Source organism: Sphingobium sp. YR768 (genome assembly GCF_900111125.1).
In the GTDB taxonomy this organism is placed as follows: Bacteria; Pseudomonadota; Alphaproteobacteria; order Sphingomonadales; family Sphingomonadaceae; genus Sphingobium.
Window position 1 is genome coordinate 17,000 of record NZ_FOGE01000008.1, and the last position, 22,223, is coordinate 39,222.

The 22,223-nt window shown below is 59.4% G+C and carries 17 protein-coding genes; 11 read left to right on the forward strand and 6 right to left on the reverse strand.

The genetic code is table 11. The features are described 5' to 3' along the window. Window positions 1–13: 13 nt before the first annotated feature. The 5 genes from BMX92_RS11365 to BMX92_RS11385 form a co-directional block, all read right to left on the reverse strand. Window positions 14–2,401 carry a TonB-dependent receptor gene (locus BMX92_RS11365; RefSeq protein ID WP_093016702.1) on the reverse strand — a complete coding sequence of 796 codons (2,388 nt, stop codon included), beginning with the start codon at window positions 2,399–2,401 and terminating at the stop codon, window positions 14–16. 144 nt (window positions 2,402–2,545) lie between these two features. Further along, window positions 2,546–3,514 (reverse strand): alpha-L-rhamnosidase-related protein, encoded by a 969-nt coding sequence (locus BMX92_RS11370; protein ID WP_093016478.1) that lies wholly within the window; start codon window positions 3,512–3,514, stop codon window positions 2,546–2,548. Beyond that, window positions 3,445–5,382, reverse strand: a complete 1,938-nt coding sequence (locus BMX92_RS11375; RefSeq protein WP_177185012.1) for a family 78 glycoside hydrolase catalytic domain — start codon at window positions 5,380–5,382, stop codon at window positions 3,445–3,447. Before BMX92_RS11375 ends, BMX92_RS11370 begins: the two co-directional genes overlap by 70 nt. A 308-nt stretch (window positions 5,383–5,690) precedes the next feature. Further along, a complete protein-coding gene (locus BMX92_RS11380; protein WP_093016482.1) occupies window positions 5,691–6,998 on the reverse strand; it encodes a glycoside hydrolase family 1 protein in 1,308 nt (435 codons plus the stop codon). Between the two features lie 27 nt (window positions 6,999–7,025). Beyond that, entirely contained in the window at window positions 7,026–9,302 is a 2,277-nt protein-coding gene (locus tag BMX92_RS11385) for a TonB-dependent receptor (protein WP_093016484.1), read from the reverse strand. A 124-nt stretch (window positions 9,303–9,426) separates the two neighbouring features. Here BMX92_RS11385 and BMX92_RS11390 point away from each other — a divergent pair, with 124 nt between their 5' ends. From BMX92_RS11390 to BMX92_RS11420, 7 genes are all read left to right on the forward strand, one after another. After that, entirely contained in the window at window positions 9,427–10,341 is a 915-nt protein-coding gene (locus BMX92_RS11390) for a LysR family transcriptional regulator (protein ID WP_093016486.1), read from the forward strand. A gap of 81 nt (window positions 10,342–10,422) precedes the next feature. Beyond that, a complete protein-coding gene (locus tag BMX92_RS11395; RefSeq protein WP_093016488.1) occupies window positions 10,423–11,538 on the forward strand; it encodes an FAD-dependent oxidoreductase in 1,116 nt (371 codons plus the stop codon). Between the two features lie 32 nt (window positions 11,539–11,570). Further along, complete coding sequence (locus BMX92_RS11400; protein WP_093016490.1) at window positions 11,571–12,473, forward strand: VOC family protein; 903 nt, start codon at window positions 11,571–11,573, stop codon at window positions 12,471–12,473. 17 nt (window positions 12,474–12,490) lie between these two features. After that, window positions 12,491–13,648 (forward strand): alpha/beta hydrolase family protein, encoded by a 1,158-nt coding sequence (locus BMX92_RS11405; RefSeq protein WP_093016492.1) that lies wholly within the window; start codon window positions 12,491–12,493, stop codon window positions 13,646–13,648. Then, on the forward strand, window positions 13,645–14,073 hold the full coding sequence (locus BMX92_RS11410; RefSeq protein ID WP_093016494.1) for a hypothetical protein: 429 nt from the start codon (window positions 13,645–13,647) through the stop codon (window positions 14,071–14,073). The genes BMX92_RS11405 and BMX92_RS11410 overlap by 4 nt, the downstream gene beginning before the upstream one ends. Continuing rightward, window positions 14,070–14,849, forward strand: a complete 780-nt coding sequence (locus BMX92_RS11415; protein ID WP_093016496.1) for a cyclase family protein — start codon at window positions 14,070–14,072, stop codon at window positions 14,847–14,849. Before BMX92_RS11410 ends, BMX92_RS11415 begins: the two co-directional genes overlap by 4 nt. Before the next feature lie 4 nt (window positions 14,850–14,853). Next, complete coding sequence (locus tag BMX92_RS11420; protein WP_093016498.1) at window positions 14,854–15,813, forward strand: fumarylacetoacetate hydrolase family protein; 960 nt, start codon at window positions 14,854–14,856, stop codon at window positions 15,811–15,813. 207 nt (window positions 15,814–16,020) lie between these two features. Here BMX92_RS11420 and BMX92_RS11425 read toward each other — a convergent pair whose 3' ends face one another. Beyond that, on the reverse strand, window positions 16,021–16,914 hold the full coding sequence (locus tag BMX92_RS11425) for a LysR family transcriptional regulator (protein ID WP_093016500.1): 894 nt from the start codon (window positions 16,912–16,914) through the stop codon (window positions 16,021–16,023). 235 nt (window positions 16,915–17,149) lie between these two features. Between BMX92_RS11425 and BMX92_RS11430 the strand changes: the two genes are divergently transcribed. Genes BMX92_RS11430 through BMX92_RS11445 form a run of 4 tightly spaced genes read left to right on the forward strand, consistent with a single transcriptional unit; the run spans window position 17,150 to window position 22,156 of the window. After that, a complete protein-coding gene (locus tag BMX92_RS11430; RefSeq protein ID WP_093016502.1) occupies window positions 17,150–17,761 on the forward strand; it encodes a sugar dehydrogenase complex small subunit in 612 nt (203 codons plus the stop codon). Beyond that, entirely contained in the window at window positions 17,761–19,410 is a 1,650-nt protein-coding gene (locus BMX92_RS11435) for a GMC family oxidoreductase (RefSeq protein ID WP_093016504.1), read from the forward strand. Before BMX92_RS11430 ends, BMX92_RS11435 begins: the two co-directional genes overlap by 1 nt. Continuing rightward, on the forward strand, window positions 19,407–20,813 hold the full coding sequence (locus BMX92_RS11440) for a c-type cytochrome (protein ID WP_093016506.1): 1,407 nt from the start codon (window positions 19,407–19,409) through the stop codon (window positions 20,811–20,813). The genes BMX92_RS11435 and BMX92_RS11440 overlap by 4 nt, the downstream gene beginning before the upstream one ends. Further along, window positions 20,810–22,156 (forward strand): carbohydrate porin, encoded by a 1,347-nt coding sequence (locus BMX92_RS11445; RefSeq protein WP_093016508.1) that lies wholly within the window; start codon window positions 20,810–20,812, stop codon window positions 22,154–22,156. The genes BMX92_RS11440 and BMX92_RS11445 overlap by 4 nt, the downstream gene beginning before the upstream one ends. Window positions 22,157–22,223 lie beyond the last annotated feature (67 nt).

A 22,223-nucleotide genomic window follows, 5' to 3' on the forward strand; every position in this document is an offset into this window, starting at 1 on the left:
CACGTTTTGACTATCAGAATTTAAAACCGACCGAGAGGCCTATCGTGCGAACGGAATCCAGCCCAAATTGCTGCGCGTAGGACAGTTTGGGCGTCGCTTGGCCGCGGGCATTGCGGGCATTGGCGTCCCCGGAATCGACACCAATCGCGGTTGGCACCAACTTGTTCGTGCAATTCTTGCAGAAGACCGCGACACGCAGCGTTCCTATTTTAGCGCCCAGGCTCGCACCCAATATATCAACAGCGCCCACTGTTGCGCCAGGCGCCCGATTGACCAGGTAATTCACCGATGACCGGTGATACCAATTGCCCTCGATGAACGGCTGAACCGTACCAGATGTGGGGAATTCATAGGTCGCCTGGAGGCTGGATGTGAATTTGGGCGATACCGGTAAGGTCAGGCCACCGGCATTGAAGGTCGAAACAGTCGCTGAACAACCCATGGTGCTCTGTGTCGGGTAGCATTGCGCGCCGGGAAAATCGTCGAATTTGGACGAGAGAACCGCCACATTGCCATTGATCGACAGGCCCTCGACCAGGGACGCGAACACGGATGCCTCGATCCCCTTCGATGTAACCTTTGCGGCATTCTGGACCTGGAAAGATACGGTCGTGGGATTGAAGGCCTGTACCTGGAAGTTGCTGAACTTTGTATGGAAGGCGGCAAGATTGAGCGTCACGCGGCGATTGAAGAAGGCGCTCTTGATGCCAACCTCGGCGGTGTTGGAATGCTCTTCGCGCACCACCACATCGGCGGCTGCGGTCGGAAAGCTGTCATTGAAGCCAGGGCCCTTATAGCCGCGACCATAGAAGCCATAGGCCATGACTGTCGGGGAGAACTGATATTGGGCACCCAGCTTCCAGCTGAAATCCGTGTTCGAATATTTCTGCGCAAAGCGTCCTCGCGGGCCTGCCAGCGCGGAGAAATAATTGAGCTGGTTCTGCGACAGGTCGATGTCGATCTTGTCCCGCGTGACGCGTCCGCCCGCGATGATCTTGAGCGCATCGGTGAGGTCGTATGTCAGCTGTCCAAAGCCGGCATAGCTTTCGGTGTTGAGCGTGTAGGACGCATCACTGCCGATCTGCGCGACGTTGCTGACCGAGCAGGTGGGAGGGAAGGCACCAGGAACAGCCGTCGCCCCGACGCAAAAGGGGTAAGCTGACGCAACAAAGCCCGGCAAGAAGCTGTTGCCTCCAAGCTGACGGGCGAGATCCAGTTTCGACTTGAAATAATAGAGGCCGACCTGCCCGCTCAGCCGGTTGCCCGAAGGCAGAGCCAGCCGCAGCTCATTTGAATATTGATCATAATGTCCGTTCGTGCGGTTCGTATTGAACCCGTTTCCGGTCAGATAGTCTGCATCGAGCGCCTGATCCTGATCATAAAAGCGCCAGGCGAACAGGTTGCTCAACTCCCAGCCTGACCCGAATGCGTAGCTGATCTTGCCCTGGGCACCGCCGGTCTTGATGTCGCGGAACTGGCTTGCGTCGCCACCAAATTCGAAATTATCGCGTCCAGGCGAAATTCCGTCGCCTGCAAGCGCTCCAAGGTTAGTGCTGGTGGCATCGACCTGGCGATATGTATTGTCGAATATCCCCGCAATACCGTGATTTTCATTATAGTCGCCGATCAGATAAATGGTCAGATCGGGCGTTGCTTCCAGCAGATACTTGGCTTTGATGGAGTAGCTTTTCGCGTTGAAATCATGACGCGTGCCGGGATTGGGCGTACCGACATAGGTGGTCGCAGGTTCCTGATAGGAATAGAGCCCCGAAACGCGCAGCGCCGAGTTGGATGACACAGGAATGTTGAGGGTTTCGCGGGCGATCAGCGTTGCCGCGCTTCCCTTAGCCGACGGCGTGTCGCGCATCCCCACTTCGATATTGGTGGTGCTCGAATATTCCCCGATCACCGGCTTGCTCGTCACGATGTTGAGGAGGCCTGCCGAGGCATTTTTACCAAATAACAGGCCTTGGGGACCATTCAAAACCTCGACCCGTTCCAGATCGTTGAGCAGCGGGCTATTGAGCAAGGGCCGGCCCAGATTGACCTCATCAATCGCCAGCGCAACGCTACTATCGACTGTTCCAGCAAAAGCGAGCGTGCCAACGCCGCGCACCGCAAAGGAGTTGTCCACGCCGACCTGCAAGGTGGGCGCTGCGCGAGCGACCTGCGTCAGGTCATTGAGATTGCGCGATGTCAGCGTATCGCTGCTGAGCGCTGTAACGCTGACCGGTACCTTTTGAAGGCTCTCGGCGCGGCGCTGCGCGGTGACGATGATTTCTCCTGCCACCGGGACATCTGCAGCGTTGCCTTGGGCGGGTGGCACCTGATCCTGCGCAGAGGCCGCCAACGACGTCGCCGTGGCAATCGCAAGAATTGAGACCGAAAAAGTGCGGCGCATATGATCCTCCCCGTTATGGTTGGCCATCTGGCTAGGCCAATTTTGACAGGCAAGAAAATCGATTGTTTGGTTCGATCATAATCCAGAATATTTATGGATGGCAGTCCAGCCGAACATGATTATTCCTCAGGGCGGCCCATATGGTCACACGAAGAGATGGGACGGCATGGGGATAGTGTGCGCTCCGGGACCGACCTCCCTCACCTCGTCGACCAAATGGACGTCAGCGACGCTGTTAGCCGGCACGACAAGACGGATCGACGGCGAACCCCGGTCCAGGTTCATCGCCACCTGAATGCGGCCCCTCACGGAATCGAGCGTGGCAGCAAAGCTGGTATTCCGCTTATCCAGCACAGGGGCTATGCGGAAGCGGGCGAAACCTGGCTGTGTCGGCTCGATTGCCCCGACCCTGCGATGAAGGAAGCCACACACAGCGCCCAGCGCATAATGGTTGAAGGAATTCATCGCGACGTCGCCAGTATCGCCATTCCAGCGCTCCCAGATCGTGGTTGCGCCATGGCGCACCATATAGCCCCAGGACGAATACGCCGTGCGCAGCAGGAGATCCCAGACCAGCTTATGTTCACCGACTTCGGCGAGCGCATCGAGCGCCATTGGCGTCCCCAGGAAGCCGGTGCTGAGCAATGTCCCCCGGCGGCGAATATCCGCTGCCAACAAGGTGGCAGCCTGTTTGCGAAGGGACTGTGGTACCAGATCAAGGCCAAGCGCCAATATATAGCTGCAATGGCTGCCATTACCGACATATCCGTCCGACTTGATGAAGGCTCTGACGAAGGCGTGGGCGACGATCGCATGGCGGGCACGCCATTTTGAAGCGTCCGCCGTGCGACCGGTCCACTCCGCCATTCTCTTGACCTGATCGATGGAGCGAGCCAGCACCGCCGTGCCAATGAGCGCTTTGGGCGTTGTCTCGTCACCGGGCACCTTGGCATCGAGCGCCAGCCAGTCACCCAAATCCGCGCCTCTGCCCTTGCTCCACAGACCGTCCGGATTTTGGGCCATGATGCCATTGAGATATGCAGTCATGGCTGACCAATTCTCGTCGACGATCGACCGGTCGCCGCTATGAAGGAAAGCGACATAGGGCAACATGACCCCTGCGTCCGACCATCCCGGTGTCGCCGTGCCATCCCCCAGTTACTCCTGCCCGAACCTGGCGGCCAGAGCGGATAGGCGCCCCTGCTGTTTTGGGCATTGCGCAGGATGCGGGTAAAGCTGCGGGTGAAGGCGCCTGTATCCATCATGAAGCTCGCCGTATCCCAGAATAGCTGGGCGTCCCCTGTCCAGCCCAGCCGCTCATCGCGTTGCGGGCAGTCAGTGGGAATGCCCATGAAGTTTGAACGCTGGCTCCATAATGTGTTCAACCAGAGCTTCTGGAGCTCGGGCTGGTCGATGCTGAACGTGCCGGTCTCTTCGAGCGCCGTTGATAGGACCAGTGCCGAGATCATGTTCGCGTCAAGGTCCGGCACGCCCTCAATCTCCGCGTAGCGGAAGCCCTGATAGGTAAAGACCGGCTCAAGCACCTCCTCACGGCCATCCCCGCGCAGCCAGTAGTGGTCGGCCGCGCGCGCGGCGCGCAAATTACGCCGATCAAGTTCTCCTTGGGCGGTCAGCAGCTCGGCGTGGCGGACACGGATTTCCTGCCCCTCACGCCCGTGGACGCGCAGGCGAACACGCCCGGCGAAAATCTGGCCGAAATCGACAATATGCCGCGCGACACCCATCTTCCTCACGGTGATCGGCTCCAGTGTGCATATCACCCTGATAGGCTCGCAGCAGGCCGCCACAATGCCAGCGCCGGGGTCGGGAGCTTCCAAGACTGGCGCCCAGTTCGCCGGCACGAAGCGGGGCCGATGCCAATCTCGTGGCCACAACCTCAGGCCCTGATCCTCGCCTGCGTAGATTTCGGACATCTGGACAGGCGCTGGCGCATGGCGCCAATCATCATCGCTCCCGACCCGGACGATCTCCCCGTTCGCCTGTGTGATGTCGAGGCACAGTTTCAGGCGTCGTGGCGCCGCACCATAGGAATAACGCCCATCGGGTGCCTGATAGCTGGCGTAAAATCCGTCGCCTGCCATGACACCCAGACTATTCTGGCCTTCGAGTACAAGATGGCTGACGTCATAGGTGCGACAGGGAATGCTGTTACTATAGTCGCTCGGCTCCGCCTGAAGCTCGTCTTTATTGACCCGCTTGCCGTTCAACCAGATGCGATAGCCACCCAAAGCTGCTACATGCAGCCGCGCCTTGTCATGCTTGCCCTCATGCATGAACGTGCGGCACAGAAGCCTTGCAGGCGTAGGAGGCCAGGGGAAATGCGGTTGCTCAGCCGCCACATCTGCACGCGCCCACATGCCCTCCTTGCCGGTTCCAACTTCCCACCCCTGCGTGATGCGCTCTGTCACGCCACCCGGGCCGACCTGACGGAGTTGCGCCGCCAGGGCGACGATCGGCTTTACGAAGTAGCCGGGCGCGGGCGCGACCCTAAGCGTGATGGCATGGTTTCCGGCGGCCAGCTTCAATGCAACCTTCAGCGCGGGCGCGCCGCCAAAAGCGGCCGGATCGCGCACAGGCAATGCAAGCGGCGATCCATCGATCTTCAGGTCGGACATAACACCATCGGCCATGACGAACAGGGTTGCCTCCCCCTCCCCGCTTGAGAATGGCAGCCTGAATGACCTGGCATCCGTCGCTCCGGATGCAGGTGCATCGACCCATTGAGCGCCTGCCAGGCGATCATTCCGCTCCACCTCATCCTCGACAGCAAGCCACTTGCCCTCCCAGTCCGCAGCAGCGACCAGCCCCATCTCCCACCGGGCAGCCGCGCTCCAGGCTTGCCTATCGCTTCGGTCCCAGATTGCGACTTTCCAATGACATATCTGGCTCGAGCGCAGTGGCTGACCGGCATAGGCGATGCCCGTGCTATGCGCGCCCTCGATCCGTTTGCTATCCCACAAATCTCCATGCCCGCCTGCAAGGAGCGCTGGCGAAGAGGCAACGAGTATCCGATAGGCCTGCTGAAATGTGCCTGCTGGTCCCTCCAGCTGCCAGGACAATGTGGGCCGCTCATCGCCGAGCCCCAGGGGCGCGTCCCGCATGGCGCAACGCAGCCTCTTCACACCCAGTCTGTCATTTGATGTCGGGGCGGCAATGATTGGCGCCGCGCCTAACCCCAGCATGGCGCCCGAAGCGAGGAACGAGCGACGGTCGGGGATCGGCATGGGGGATCAGTCCTGAAATGCTGAGTGAAGATGAGTAAGTGTGTTCAGATCCGATTGGCGCGGGCGTAACTACCCAGATGGAAGGCGCTGGGCTTGATCGTGCGCCTGAAGCTCTTCGGGTCGACCGACACCAGTCCAAATTGGGCAGTGTAGGCGCGGTTCCACTCGAAATTATCGAGCAAGGACCAGTGGATATAGCCGCGAACGTCCGTTCCGCTGGCAATGGCCCGCGACAGACCAGCCAAGGCGCGGTCGATATAGGCGACACGGCGGCTGTCGTCGGCGCACGCCACCCCGTTCTCGGTAACGATGATCGGGCGCCCGGTTTCCCTGGCCACCCATTTTACCGTTGCTTCAAGCGCTTCGGGATAAAATTCCATGCCCGTTTGGGTGACTTCAACGCCAGGCGGTGCGGGAAGATCTGCAATGTCCCCCACCACGGCGCGCCCATACGTCTGGACACCTACGAAATCATCTTTGGAAACCGCGTCGAACCATGGCGTGTAGACCTGCGCAATCTTCTCGCGAATCGCCGTCTTGCCCGGTCCTGCCTGTTCGTCCGCGACAGCGAGGCTGAGGCCGAGTTGCAGATCGGGACGGATCGCCTTGATGGCCTCGGTGGCCCGCTGATGAGCAGCGACCTGAACGGGCGTCGCTCGCCGGGTATCTAGGGTCGGGGTCGACGAGAAACGACTTGCTCCAATCGCCGTCGCGGCCGCAGCGTTAGCCTTTGCGAAAAAGGGCATCGCACCGCGAAAATCGGGCTGCCATGACAACATGGCGCCGAGGTTCGGCTCGTTAAAGGTGAGCCCGTGGTGATAATTGTTCCCAAGCCCCCTCGCCATTCGCTCGCAATAGCGCAGAAAATGATCGATATTCGCCACCTCCTCCCAGCCCCCCAGACCTGCAAACCAGCGTGGCACAGTGAAATGCGAAAAGGTGATGAGCGGCTTCAGGCCCCGATCGACACAGCCTTCGACCATTGCGCGGTAATGATCGAGCGCGGCCTGCGAATATTCCCCTTGAGCAGGCTCGATGCGCGACCATTCCACACCGAACCGGTAGCTATTGAGCCCGAGCTGCTTGACGATATCCATATCCTCGCGCCAGCGATGATAGCTGTCGCACGCATCGCCTGAAGGCGCGGCAAAGGATTTAGGTTCGACATGTTCCAGGACCCAGCTGTCACTGTTGACATTGCCGCCCTCAACCTGATGCCCCGCCGTTGCTGCGCCCCATAAAAAGTCGGTGCGCGTCGAGCGTGGGGCGGCAGCGCTCGCACCAGCGGCGAACGATATCGCTCCGCTGCCCGCAAGCTGCAGCACGGTGCGGCGGGAAAAAGCTGCTGACATGCAACCTCAGTCATGATTGTGGGAAAATTAGAAGCGAAAGCCGGCGCGCACGCCATAGGTTCGGGGCGGGCGAAGCTGATTGTAGATGACACCAGGCTTGGCCGGGCTTTGCAGCGAATTGGCGAACACCAGCTTGTTCTCGATATTATTGATGAAGCCGGTGAGCGAGAAATTGCCCGAGGGCGTCTCGTAGGTGAGACGCGCATTGGACATCATATAGCTGCCCTGTCTGCCCAGATCGAGAAAATCGAGCGAGAGATAGCGGGATGTTTCGATCCGTGTATCAGCCGCAGCGGTCACCGTGCCATGATCGCCCAGCGTGAAGCTGTGTTCATAGCCAAGGTTGAACACCCATTTGGGCGCATTGACGAGCGGCTGGCCCGAGCAATCGACATTGTAAATCCGCGCGGCAGGCGAGGCACCGGTCTGGCTGGTCGGCGTGACAGCGCAACCGATTACAGGGGCGATGCCGGTGGTCGAATAGGCCTGATAGTTGAGCACGTCATATTTGCTGTGAAGATACTGAATATTGGCGGAGAACTGATCGTTCGCCGTCGGCTGGAAGAGCGCTTCGATCTCAGCGCCATAAATCGTCGATTTGCCGGCATTCTCAGTCGTGAAGACCGGGCCATAGATCGGGCCGCCCGGCGTGCTCGCGACCTGAACGGGCCCTAGATGGGATATCTGCTGGTCTTTATATTTCCAGTAGAAGGCCTCGGCGTTGAGCTGGATCTTATTGTCGAAAAAGCGGTTCTTAGAGCCTATTGTGTACGCTCTCATATTCTCCGGCGCGGAGTAATTGCGGCCGGTCGCTGCAAAGAGCGCTCCGGATTTAAAGCCCGTGGCGGCCGATGCGTAAAGCAGCGACCTTGGCCCGACATCGAACTCGACGCCTGCCTTCCAGGTTAGCTTGTTGAAGTCGACATCGGTGCGAGGGTTGCTGACGATATCCAGGATGATTGGCGTGAAATTACCCTGCGCAGGATTGACAAAACCCACAAATGGCAAGGTATGGGCCTCGGTAGCCTGGCGCTTGTTATCGGTCGTGTAGCGCAGGCCGCCAGTGACGCGGAATCGGTCTGTCACCGAAAAAGTCGCCTGACCAAAAGCGGCCAGACTTTCGGTCTGCAGCTGCGAATTGATGCGCGTGCCGTTGCTCGCCTGATCAAACAGCTGCTGAGCACTGACATCTTCAGCGAAATAATAGCCGCCGATCACCCATTGCAGCGGACCTGACTGGCTTGCCAGACGGGTCTCCAGCGACATCTGGCTCGACTTTTCTTCAATGTCGATCAGGAAGCTCGACGCATAGGAGCGAAAATCAAGATCGGTCTTTCGGTAGGCTGGCACCACTGTCAGAGTGGCAAAGCCCAGATCTGCATTGAGCGTCAGCGCCGCGCCAAAAAAGCCGTTATCCTGATAGCCGTCGCCGCTCGCGATCGCCTGCGGCACCGGGCGCGATGGGGAGCGGGCGACATAAGCCGCGATGACGCGAGGATCGCTTGGCCCCAGACGCTTCTTGCCATCAAGCAGCGGCATGATCGTGCCGCCCGACCCCATGCCGCCAACATGGGCATAATCGACAGATAGCGTGGCATCGAGGCCCGTGCCGGTTTCGCCCCTCAGCTGTGCGCGGATCGCCTGTGTGTCTTCATCGTCATAGCCATCGCTATAATAGCCGTCGCGCTTCACATATTGGCCCGCAACCCGAAACGCCACCTTGTCGCCCAATGGCAGATTGAGCGCTGCTGAGCCCTTTAGGGCATCGTAATTGCCATATTCTGCATTGATGTAGCCGCTCGTCTCGCCCAGCTTTGGCTTGGCGGTGATGACGTTGACCGCGCCGCCCGTCGCATTGCGTCCATAGAGCGTGCCTTGCGGCCCCTTGAGCACCTCGACCCGCTCAAGGTCGTAGAAAAGGCCGGCCGGCGCGGCGGGACGCGACAGATAGACCCCGTCGACATTGAAAGCGACGCCCTGCTCGGCAAAGGCGTTTGCGCCGAAGGTCCCAACGCCGCGCAGATAAATCTGGGTGAAGGATGCCGCAGGCGCAACCTGCAAGGCCGGTACGACGCGTGTCAAGTCATTGGCCTGGGTAATGCTTTGCTGCACAAGCGTGTCGCCTGTGACAGCACTCACTGCGATCGCTGCCTTCTGGAGATTTTCGCTGCGCCGCTGCGCGGTGACGATGATGTCCGCGATCCCGCCCCCATTTACCTGATCACCTCCCGCTTCTGCCTGGGCATGAACCGGTGAGATGGGCGCTATAAATATGGCGGCGGTCGCTAGCAGGGCTGCCTTCATGATGGTCTCCTCTCCAAATTTCGCGCGCCTGACCCGGCGCGTCTTTGAGGAAAGCCTAGACAGGAATGGCACATAGGTTAAATCATTTGATCTTATCGGTATCCAATCATGGAATGGATGGATCATGCGTTTTCGCGGCCTCGACCTTAATCTGCTCGCCGTTTTTGAAGGGCTGATGCAGACTCACTCGGTCTCGGAGACAGCGCGCCAGATGCATCTGAGCCAGCCTGCCATGAGCGCGGCATTATCGCGCCTGCGCGATTATTTTGGTGATCCGCTGCTCGTCAGTCACGGCAAGCGCATGTACCCCACGGCCTTTGCCGAGAGCCTCTCGCCCCTCGTGCGCGAATGTCTGGGAGGGATTGAAACGCTGCTCGCAACATCAGCGTCGTTCGATCCGCGGTCGTCTCAGCGGCTCTTCAGGGTGATCGCGTCCGACTATGTCGTCGCCGCCGTCATCGCTCCCTTGCTGACGCGCCTTGTCGTCGAGGCACCGGCGATAAGTATGCAACTCATGTCTCCAGGCGAACAAAGCACGCCATTGATTGCCGCAGGCAAAGCTGATCTCATGATCAGCCCGCGTGAATTCCTCTCGCCAGATCATCCATCGGAATTGCTGTTTGAAGAGCAGCATGTGGTGGCAGGGTGGAGCGGCAATGATCTGCTGGCGAGGCCACTGGACGAGAAGAGCTTTCTGGCGGCCGGGCACGTCGCCATCGCAATCGGTACGCTCTCCAACGCCGCTTTTGCGGACCGCCAGTTGACCCAGATGGGGAAGCATCGGCGCATCGAGATATCTGCCGCTTCCTTTACGACCGTGCCCTGGCTCCTGGTCGGGACGCAGCGCCTTGCAATCATGCACGAACGACTGGCGCTCGCTGCGGCCCAGATGTTCCCCATTGTCTATCAGACCTTGCCATTCCCCTTCCCTGTAATGGAAGAACTGGTTCAGTTTCATCAGACCCGCGCAGCAGATGAAGGACTGCGCTGGCTGAGATCACAGTTGCGCGCCGCCGCGATCCATAAAATTGATGGATAGATGATCATCCAAACAATCGAATTTTGATATTTTTTTTCGACGCTAGACTTGCCCCCACAGGATAAGGGTGGAGAGCGAAGTTTGGACGCGCAGCGCATTCTCGTCATCGGTGGTGGCATTGGCGGACTGACCGCCGCAATCGCGCTTCGCGCGAGAGGCCATGAGGTCGACGTCATCGAGCGTGACCCGGACTGGTCGGTCTATGGCGTGGGTATCATCCAGCAGTCCAATGTCGTGCGAGCCATGAGCGCGCTTGGCCTCCTGGACGATTATCTGTCAGCGGGCGTTGGCTTTGATGCGGTAGAGATATTTCTCCCCGACGGCACGATGGTCGCGCGCGTACCCTCGCCGCGTCTTGTGGAGGGCAAACCCGCAAATGTCGGCATTGGTCGTCGCGCGCTGCACAAGGTACTGGGCGACCGTGCGTTGGCGAGCGGCGCCACTGTAAGCCTTGGTGTGATCGCCGAGACGATCGTTGACGATGGCAACGGCGTGGACGTGCGATTTTCCGATGCAACGGCGCAGCGCTACGATCTGGTCATCGGCGCCGACGGGGTCTATTCGCAGACGAGGTCGGCGCTGTTTCCCGAGGCGCCCGAGCCGCAGTTTACCGGCCAGGCCGTATGGCGTTACAATTTCCCGCGGCCCACAGGACTCGATGCGCTTCAGGTCTATAATGGGCGAACCGGGGTTGGGCTTGTCCCGATCTCGAGCACCCTTATGTATATGTATGTGACAACGCCCGAGCCGGATAATCCGCGTTATCCAAGGGAAGGCCTGGCCGCCACCATGCGTGGCAAACTGACAGAAACCGCTCCTGCCATCCGCGCGCTTGCCGAGCAGATCATAGATGATGACGGCGTGGTCTACCGCCCGCTCGAAGGACTGCTGGTCGAGGGTCCATGGCATAAGGGCCGGGTAGTCCTGCTGGGTGACGCCGTACACGCGACGACGCCGCATCTGGGACAGGGCGCCGGCATGGCGATCGAGGACAGCCTGGTGCTGGCCGACGAATTGTCGCGTCATCACGATCTGGACACAGCCTTCACCGCCTATCGTGACAGGCGTTTCGAGCGCTGCGCCTATATCGTGCGCGAAAGCCTGGCGATCTGCCACGGCCAGATTGGGCGAGGTCCGCCGGTCGACAATGCCAAGGCCACCCATGCCATGTTCGAGATCGTCGCGCAGCCCATCTGAGGCGCGTATCATTTTCCCTGGAGTTTTTTGTCATGAGCCGTGTCACTGAAATTCGTTATGTCGGCTATGCCGTCCCTGACCTGGACGCTGAACGCGCCTTCTATGCCGATCAGTGGAAGCTGGTCGATGCCGGAGAGAAGGACGGCATGACTTATTTCGCCGCTGACGGCGGGGAAGAGGGCTATGTTGTTCGCCTGCGGGCCGCTGCAGACAAGCGCATCGACGTGATTGCGCTGGCGGCTGACAGCCGAGCGGATGTGGATGCATTGCACGACCAGGTGGCGGCATCGGGTGCACGCATCATCTTCGCGCCGAAGGATCTCGATACGTTAGGCGGAGGCTATGGATTTCGCTTCTTCTCGCCCGACGGCCTGCCCTTCGAGATTTCCAGCGACGTCGCCTCGCGTACGGCGCGCGCGCTCAGCCGTTGGGAGGGCGTTCCCCAGAAGATCAGCCACATCGTGCTCCATTCCCCTGACCACAAGGCGATGGTCCAGTGGTTCTGCGACGTGCTGGGGTTCAAAGTCAGCGACTGGCTTGGTGATTTCATGTGCTTCCTGCGCTGCAATTCAGCGCATCACCGCATGGCGATCCTGCCCGGGCCGCCCTGCCTCAACCATGTCGCCTATGACATGCTGAGCGTCGACGACATGATGACCGGGATCAACAGATTGAAGCAGAAGGGGACCGACATCCGCTGGGGGCCGGGCCGGCATACCGCTGGCAACAATACCTTCAGCTATTTTACCACACCCGCAGGCTTTGCGGTCGAATATACCTCGGAACTGGAGGAGGTGGACTTTGAGAGCCATGAGGCCAAGGTCCATGTGCCTGGCCCCAAGGTGATGGATCAGTGGGGTATTGGCGTGGGCGGCCCGCAGACCATGCCGCACCCAGAGGCCGATACAGGCCTGTTCCAGGCAGCAGAAGCTTGAATAGGGAAGTATAAGCCATGGCTCTGTTTGAATATTTCCCAAATTATATCTGGAACCTGTCGGTTGCGATCGCGATGGAAAGCGGCGCGCAGATGGGTGAAATCATTGATATGTGCCAGCCGATCAGGGAGGCTGCGGCCAGTGGCGCGGACGCTGGAACCCCGCAATTCATGGCGCAATGGGCGGCGATGGGCGACAAGCTGATCGCCCTGGCGCAGGAGGATGAGGCGAAAGGACGGGCCTTTTCGGCCTCGAACAAACTCGAGCGCGCTGCTCTCTACTTGATTACGGCCGAGCGGATGCAAGGCCATGGACATCCTGGCCGAAAGGACACTTATGCCAGAGCGCTTGGCGCTTTCGAGAAGTCCGGGAAGCTGGGTGCTCTGAACCGCGAGCGGGTGGAAATTCCCCTTGGCAGCGGAACGATGCCGGCGCTCTATTCGCGCGCGCCCGGTGGAGGCCGCAAGCCTGTCGTCGTCTATTGTAACGGTCTCGATAGCTGCAAGGAACTGCTCTACTGGTCGCGCCTTCCCGAAGCTCTGGCACGGCGCGGGATATCGACATTATGCGTCGACCAGCCCGGGAGCGGCGAAGCACTGCGCCTTCAGGATCTGCCCGTCGATCCGCACAGCGAAAGCTGGGCGGGCAAGGCAGTGGACTGGCTGGAAAGGCAGGATGACGTCGACCCCGCGCGCATTGGCATGACCGGCATTTCGCTGGGCGGCCATTTCGCGCCGCGCGCCGTCGCTTATGAACCGCGCTTCGCGAGCGGTGCTGTGTGGGGCGCCAATCATAATTGGGCAGAGGTTCAGCAAAAGCGGCTGAACCGTGAGGGCGAGAATCCGGTGCCCCATTATTGGGCGCATGTCATGTGGGCGTTCGGCGCCAGCGACATGGAGGATTTCCACGCGAAGAGCGCGGACATGAATCTGAACGGGCATATGGACCGTATCACCGTGCCCTTCCTCGTTACCCATGGCGCGAAGGATCGGCAAATCAGCCTGTCCTATGCCGACGATCTCTACGACCAGCTCATCAATTCTCCCCGGCGCGAAAAGGTGATCTTCACCGATCGCGAAGGCGGCGTGGAGCATGTCGGCGCTGACAATATGGCCTATGGACGTGACACCATCGCCGACTGGTTCGCCGAAACGCTGGGTGGACATAGTGCATGACATTGCCGGCTGTGATCGTCCGTGAAACGGTGATCAGCATGGTGATCAACAGCATGATCAGCGTTGGCGTATTTCTGCTGCTCTTCGGCATCGATCGCCCCGTGTCACCTACAGCGTTGGGATGGGACTTCCTTCCGCAGTCTTTCATGATTGCCCTGATGGGCACTATGGTGCCTGCCGTCCTGCTTCGTAAGCGTCTTGGAACCAGCCTGGGCCAGATCCTGCTATGCTCACTCACGATCGCGATCGCAGCCACCGTGATCTTCGGCGGTTTGGCTGACGCCCTCATGCACAGGCTGTTCGCAGGATCGATTGCGGCGGACCAGGCCTTGCTCCTCAAGCTGGGCTACGGCGCGGCCCTTGCTGCCATCGTAACCCCCACCGCCTTGCTTATCCATGCGCGTAAATCAGGAAGTCCGACATGACCCGCACATTCATCGATCTGTCGATCACGCTGGATAATGACGTCGTATCCGACCCACCCTTCATGCGGCCCAAAATCACCTATGAGACGCATCAGGACACGGTGAAGGAGCTGCAGCATTTCTTCCCCGGCGTGACGGCGGAGCAGACGCCAGGTGGCGAGGGCTTTGCAGCGGCGGAATGGGTGACGCTGACCACCCATAACGGCACACATCTGGACGCGCCCTATCATTTTTCGCCCACGATGGACGGCGGAGAGCGTGCGATCACGATCGACGAGGTGCCGCTCGACTGGTGCTTCCGTCCCGGCGTGAAGCTGGACTTCCGGCACTTTCCCGATGGCTATGTCGTGACGGCGAGTGATGTGGAGGCGGAACTCACGCGCATCGGCCACGACCTTCAACCGCTCGACATCGTGCTGGTGAATACGGCAGCGGGCAAGGCGCTCGGCCGACCCGACTTCGTCAATGTGGGCTGCGGCATGGGCTATGAGGCGACCATCTATCTGACGTCACGCGGCGTCCGCGTCACCGGCACCGACGCCTGGAGCTGGGATGCGCCGTTCAGCTATACCGCAGAGAAGGTCAAGGAAACGGGCGACACCTCGCTCATCTGGGAAGGCCATAAGGCGGGGCGGGACATCGGCTATTGCCACCTCGAAAAGCTGCATAATCTCGAAGCGCTGCCCGGCAACGGCTTCACCGTCAGTTGCTTCCCGCACAAGATCAAGGGCGCGTCGGCCGGCTGGACCCGCGCCGTCGCCATCATCGAGGAATAGAAACATGCGATTGGCTACGATGGAAAACGGCGCCCCCGACGGACAGTTGATCGTCGTCTCGCCCGATGCCAAGCGCTATCTTCTTGCCTCAGCTGTGGCCTGCACGCTGCAAGAGGCTCTCGAGACATGGGCATCGGCAAAGCCGGGCCTGCAAGAGCTTGCATCTCGCCTGACCGATGGGGAAGGTGAAGAGTTGGAAGGACACCGGCTGCTCGCCCCCCTTCCCCGCGCATGGCAATGGCTCGATGGTTCTGCCTTTCCTCAGCACGGCACGCTGATGCAGAAGGCATTCAACCTGCCGCCGATCGAGACGGATCGACCGCTCATGTATCAAGGTCTTTCCGATCGGTTCCTGGCCGGACATGTCGATGTGATCCTGCCCAGCGAAGCGGATGGAATAGATTTTGAGGGAGAGTTTGGCGTCGTTACAGACGCTGTTCCGATGGGAACGTCAGCCAAGGACGCTTTGGCTCATGTGAAACTGATCCTTCTAATCAATGATTGGTCCTTGCGTGCTATCGCCCCTCTAGAAATGAAAACGGGCTTTGGCTGGGTTCAGGCCAAGCCTGCTTGCTCGGTTGCCCCTTACGCTTTGACGCCCGACGATCTGGGCAGCGCCTGGATTGATGGCCGCGTTAATTTGCCGTTGGAAGTTCGGCTGAACGGGCAGTGGTTCGGCCATCCCAATGGCGGGGAGATGCAGTTTGGATTTCATGACTTGATCGCCCATGCCGCGCGTACGCGCCACCTTGTAGCTGGAACGATCATCGGATCGGGAACGGTTTCGAACGCCAACTATGATGTGGTGGGATCCTGCTGCCTTTCAGAAAGACGGGCAATCGAAGCGATCGAAACAGGCTCTGCAAAAACGCCCTTCATGCATTTTGGCGATCATGTGCAGATGGAGGTTGCAGGCCCTTACTTCGGCCCGATCAGCCAGAAAATCAGAGGGTCTCATATTTGATGGTGGCGAAAAGCGCTTCTGCAAACATCCAGGCAACCTGCTGCCCCTGCTCCATACTGGCAAGTCGCTAGCCTATTGCGATCTGGTCCATGGGAGCTGTGGGAAAACCAACACCAGCACGAGCCTCATTCAGGTCAATCCAACGACTTTATGTTGATTTCGGTATTCAAACTAGCGGCTTGGTAGACTTGCCTTGAGCTTCCGGCATCATGTCGAACTTGCTAAAAATGAACGCAAGATCGATTGACGCGCGCTTGCCGTGCGCGGATTTCGCAGCGCACTTGGTGCCCAGACGAGCCGGTAAATATTCTCGGGCGGATCTTGCGGACCGTTGATGATGGCAAGCTTTCCCTCGGCTAGGCACGCGGTGCAGAAATATTCAGGCAGGACAGTCCAGCCGTAACCGCTTGCTGCCAGGGTTCTGAGGGAATGCAGATTATGCCCGATGAAATCGGGAGCGCGGGCGGATGCCCTGAGACCCTGGGCATCAAGCCAACTTCCAATGGTGGGCCAGCGAAAACTGTGCGTGAGCACTGGCATCTCGTCCAGGGCTGACTGGAGATCCACTGCGTCATTCATATGCGCGGCGATCTGCGGACTGGCAACAGCAAGTAGGCGTTGCTTGAGGATGACCTGACTATGGAGACGCTTGTCGGACACATCATATCCCGCGATACCAATATCTGCTGTCCCATCCAGCAAGCGCTCCTCTAACTGGCCAGGTCCGGCGGCATGGAGGCGCACCAGCATCCCATCTTTCAAAATACCCGCCAGCATCGGTGTTAGATACTCCGATAGAAAGTCGCTCTGGCCAATAATCTGGATAGCCCCCGACAGTTCTGCCGAGCGCGCGCGAGCAGAAGCCAGCGCAATCTCAGCGCTATCAAGATGATCACCCAGATCAGCAGCAAGATCATGGGCTGCAGAGGTGGGTGAGACGCCTTGTCCGGTGCGCTCGAAAAGAGGGCGGCCGATCGCCTCTTCCAGTCCGGCGATGTGTTGCGATACTCCTGGTTGCGACATTGCCAGAGTACGTGCAGCCGCGCTTATCGACCGGTGGCGATAGACTTCGATGAAGGTACGCAAGCGCTGAAGTGACATGACTGCTCCATAAATTATTTTATGGGCGTTCACCAGAACCGTTGTGGGTCGAATAAGAAACATTTTGTTACAGAGCGCCGCGAGAGCAGCGCGCTCGCAGCATTTTCACCGGGTTCAAGATCGCCTCAAGCGAGATTTGTGATCTTGGGAGCAAGTGCACGTCCGCACGATATCAATTTCATTATATGCCGCGGGCAACGGTCTGTCGCCTGCCGGCAGTTGGAGGCATTGTGGCATGGCAGTTGAAGCCCAATTGACGCTTTTGGATGAGGGCGACGCGCTCACAATATCAAGGCGAGCCTTTGCTGCCGGCCTTGCCATAACTGCTTTTCTAACGGCTTGCAGCCAGCCTTCCAACATGCAGCAAGCAGGCGCGCAGACCTTCGCAGTTCCAGACCCTGGCTTCCTGGCACTTTCGAAGGCGCTCACGGGTCACCCGGACCTGGACGAGATTATCGCAGCGCGGACCTCCCAGGCTTTGCGTGAACTCTTCCCTAATCTTGCAACGAAGATCGCACCACTCACTGCGCTGGCAAAGCAATATGATCGTCCCAAGGATCTGCTCGATGCCGCAATTCGTTCGGGCGCAGGGGAAGCCGCGCTCGCGATCGTGGCTGCCTGGTACACCGGGACCGTGGGCACCGGGCAGACCGCGCAATCAATCGCCTACGCTGATGCGCTCATGAACCGCCCCGTTTCCGACGCGCTCTTCCCCCCTACCTACCAAATGGGGGGACCTGGATGGTGGACGGCCGCGCCTCCTCCTGTTGCGCCCTCCTCTCCCCTCACCTCCTCCAATCCCGGCCTGTCTACCAGCCGACCGTCCAGCTCCAGAAAGCCCAACTGATGAACCAGGTCTCCTTTAACAATGGTGACGCAGACGCCGACGTCGTAATCGTCGGTTCTGGCGTCGTGGGTGCGCTGATAGCGGACCAACTGGCCGGTGAGGGGCACTCCGTTCTGGTACTCGAGGCAGGGCCACGTCTCGACAGGGCCGATGTGGTCGAGAACTGGCGCAATTTCAGCTTCGAGCGACGGGCCGGGAACGACTTTCAAGGCCCATATCCCCAGTCCCCCCTTGCCACGGCGCCCCTCTACTGGCCGGCCAACGATTATATCGAACTCTCCGGCCCCGACGGCAAAGGGTTCAAGCAGGGCTATATTCGCGCCGTTGGCGGCACGACCTGGCACTGGGCGGCTTCCTGCTGGAGGCACCTGCCTGTCGATCTCAAGATGAAATCGACCTATGGTGTCGGCCGCGACTGGCCGATTGGCTATGACGAGCTGGAACCTTATTATTGCCGCGCCGAAGAGGCGATGGGGGTATCAGGACCGAACGATCCAGCCCAGCAATCGCCTTCGGACCGCAGCAAGCCCTATCCTGCCGACATGATTCCATGGGGGAACGGGGACGAGGTATTTGCGCAAGTCGTCAACCCGCACGGCTATAATCTGGTGCCGATCCCCCAGGGACGCATGGTCAAGCCGTGGCAGGATCGCCCGGCCTGTTGCGGCAACAATAACTGCCAGCCAATCTGCCCGATCGGCGCTATGTATAACGGCATCCATTCCGTCGAGGCGGCCGAGCGAAAGGGTGCCCACATTCTGGCGGAATCGGTCGTTTACAAGATCGACACCGACGAAAATAATCGCGTGATTGCCGTCCATTGGTATGACACGAACAAGGTGAGCCACAAGGCGACCGGCAAGACATTCGTCATCGCCTGCAACAGCATCGAAACGCCGCGCCTCCTGTTGTTGGCGGCGAACGAGCGCAATCCCAACGGCATTGCCAACAGCTCCGATCAGGTCGGACGCAATATGTTGGATCATTCCGGGTTCCACTGCACATTTCTGGCCGATCGCCCCATCTGGCTTGGGCGCGGTCCTGCGCAATCGAGCTGCATGGTAGGTCCGCGCGATGGACCATTCCGATCGGAATATTCCGCCAACAAGATCATCCTGAACAATATCAGCCAGATCCATACCGCCACCAAGAAGGCGTTGGCCATGGGATTGGTCGGTGAAGAACTCGACACGGAAATCAGACGCCGCGCTGCTTATGGCGTAGATCTTTCGATCAGTCTGGAGCCGCTACCTGATCCCAACAATCGCCTGACGCTGTCGAAGACCCGGCGCGACGGCCACGGGCTGGCCTGCCCTGACATCCGCTATGAGCTGGGTGCGTATGCTCGCAAGGGCTATGACAAGGCCTGCGAACAGCTGGAGCATATCGGCAAGCTCTTCAATGCCGAGGAATTCCACATCACCACCGATCTCAATGCCAACAATCATATCATGGGCGGCGTCATCATGGGTGCGTCGAGCAAAGACTCCGTGGTCGACGGCAACTGCCGCAGTTTCGACCATGCAAATCTTTGGCTTCCAGGTGGCGGCGCAATTCCTTCGGCAAGCGTCGTCAACTCGACCCTCACTATGGCCGCTCTTGGTATCAAGGCTGCCGATGCGATCTCGCGGGAGCTTGCAGCAGCATGAGAAAGAGCAGCTTTTTCGCGTTCGCAGCGCTCGCCCTTGGCTTTGCCAATGCCGATGCCCAACCCTCGGCGCAAAAATTCTCGGCCAAGGAGATCGAGCAAGGACGCTATGTCGCGATCGCAGGCGACTGCGCGGCCTGCCATACCGCTCCGGTCCATCCAGGCGAGAAACCAAGTGGCGAGATGGCAGGTGGCTATCCGATCAACTCTCCCCTTGGAGCCATCTATTCCAGCAATATCACCCCCTCAAGCCGCTACGGCATAGGCGCCTATTCGGAAGCGGAATTTGCCCGCGCAGTGCGCAGCGGCATCCGGCGTGACGGCGCGCCGCTTTATCCGGCGATGCCCTATCCATCCTATGCCAAGCTGACGGACGCCGACATTCACGCGCTCTACGCCTATTTCATGACGGCGGTGAAGCCAATCGATAGCGCCGCGCCCACGACCAACCTCCCCTTCCCCTTCAACATCCGCACATCGATGCGGATCTGGAATGCGATGTTTGTGGATGAGCAGAAGATCGCTGCCGATCCTGCGCGCAGTGCCCAGTGGAATCGCGGGCGCTATCTTTCCGAAACGCTCGGTCACTGCTCTACCTGCCACAGTCCGCGCGGCCTCATGATGCAGGAAAGCAAAAGCGCGCCGTTGAGCGGAGGTCCGCTCGGGTCATGGTTTGCGCCCAATATCACGTCTGACAAGGTGAGCGGGATCGGCGGATGGAGCCGCGAGGAGATCGCCCGCTATCTCAGCACCGGCTCCGTTCCGGGCAAGGGACAGGCAGCGGGCGAGATGGCCGAGGCCGTGACCCACAGCTTCTCGCGCATGAACCCTGCCGACGTGCAGGCCATCGCTGAATATATAGCCACAGTTCCTGCAGTGCGCGATGACAGTGACAAACAGGCTGCGTATAGCTTTGGCCATTCGGCAAATTTTGAAACCGCCCTGCGCGGCGACAGCAAGCCAGCGCTGGGCTCCAAACTCTATAGTGGTCTGTGTGCGGCATGTCATGGACGCAATGGCGATGGTTCGCCTGATGGCACGATCCCCTCGCTTCATCATAACAGCACGGTGGGCGCGTCGCGTTCCGACAATCTTGTTTCTGTCATCCTCCATGGTGTCGATCGCACGGTCGGAGACCGGCATGTGCTTATGCCAGGCTTTGGCGAAGCCTCTTTCGTCCAGTCGCTCACCAATGCCCAGATCGCCGACCTCGCCACCTTCGTGCGGCAGACCTTCGGACCTGGAGATAGTGTGACCGAGAAGCAGGTTGCGGTCGCACGCACGGGCAGTTCGTTCTCGATCATTCTTTTGGTGGTGCGCAGCGCCATGGTTCTAGGAGCGCTCCTGCTTGCAGGCATCGCTTTCTGGCGACTGCGCCGTACCAGCGGGGGGAAAACGGCATGAGCCGGAAACTTGGGTTGATTGCAGGCCTGCTTTGCAGCGCTCAGGCGCCAATGGTCACGGCGCAGACAATAGATGCAGCTTCGCAAGAGCCGTCCGGTCGGGACGCTAGCAACGATGCTGTGCCCGTTGCCCTGCCCCTCGCGCCTGAACCTGCAGCCAACCCCGGACCGCTCGACAGCGTTGCCCAGAAACCCCTGTTCGGTGACTGGGAGCCTCGCAAGCGGCTAGAAGAAAAAGGTGTCTCCTTTGCTGCACGATATGTGCTCCAGCCAGCGGTCAATACGCAAGGCTACAAGGGCAGCGGCCTCAATGTCGTCCAGCATATCAACGTCGGCGCGACGCTGGATCTTGGCAAGCTTGGCATCGTCAAGGACGGGACGATCCGTGTGATAGTCACCGATCGCATCGGTGACGGCGTCAATACCGCCAGGACCGGCGCCTATATTCAGAACCAGGCTTTCTTCGGCCAGGGCAAGAACGTCCGTTTCAACGAACTCAGCTACGAACAAATGTTCCTCGACCAGCGGTTGAGCTTGAAGCTCGGCTTCTACTCCATGGGCAACGATTTTGGTAAGCTGCCCTACACCTGCAACTTCACCAATAATGGCAATTGCGGACATCCGCTCGGCCCTGTCTACAGCAGCGGCTGGCGAGACGATCCAACCGGACAGTGGGGCGGCCGAGTCAAGTGGACCGATCGCAGCGGCGTATATGTGCAAGCAGGCGCCTATGATGTGAACACCGTGCGAAACAAGGCCGGACATGGCTTCGACCTTGGCTTTGGCGGTGAGCGAGGCGCCTTCTTCCCCGTCGAAATAGGATATGTACGGGGCAAGACTCCATCGGACTATGCCGGGACGTACAAGGTCACCGCCTATTATGAAACGTCGCGCGCAGCTCTTCAGGGTCGACCGGACGAAAGCAAGACAGGCCGTGCGGGCGTTCTCTTTCAGGCGGCACAGCAGATCTGGAAGCCGGAAAAAAGTACCGTGCGCGGGATTTCCATATTCGGCGTCTACACCATCGCCGACAAGGACACGGGCCTGATGCCCTCCTATATGGAGGCAGGATCGAGCTGGCGAGGTATCGCCGCCTCTAGACCTGAAGACATATTGAGCGTGAGCTGGACGAAGGCGAACATCAATACAAGACTGGCCGATGCGCAGCTTCTGGCGGGAAATCCCGTGCAAACGAGTGAAGAATTGTGGGAGCTAAACTATGGCGTCCAACTTTCTCCCTGGCTTTTGATACGCCCTGGCATCCAATATGTGGTGCGGCCCGGCGGCTATGACGAGAGACCAAATTCGGTCGTTTTTGTCGGGCATCTTCAGGCCACGTTGTAGTGCGCCTGCACGGCCCCTACCATATCATCTGAAGAACATGCAGGCTGAGAAGACAGCGCTTTGTGCG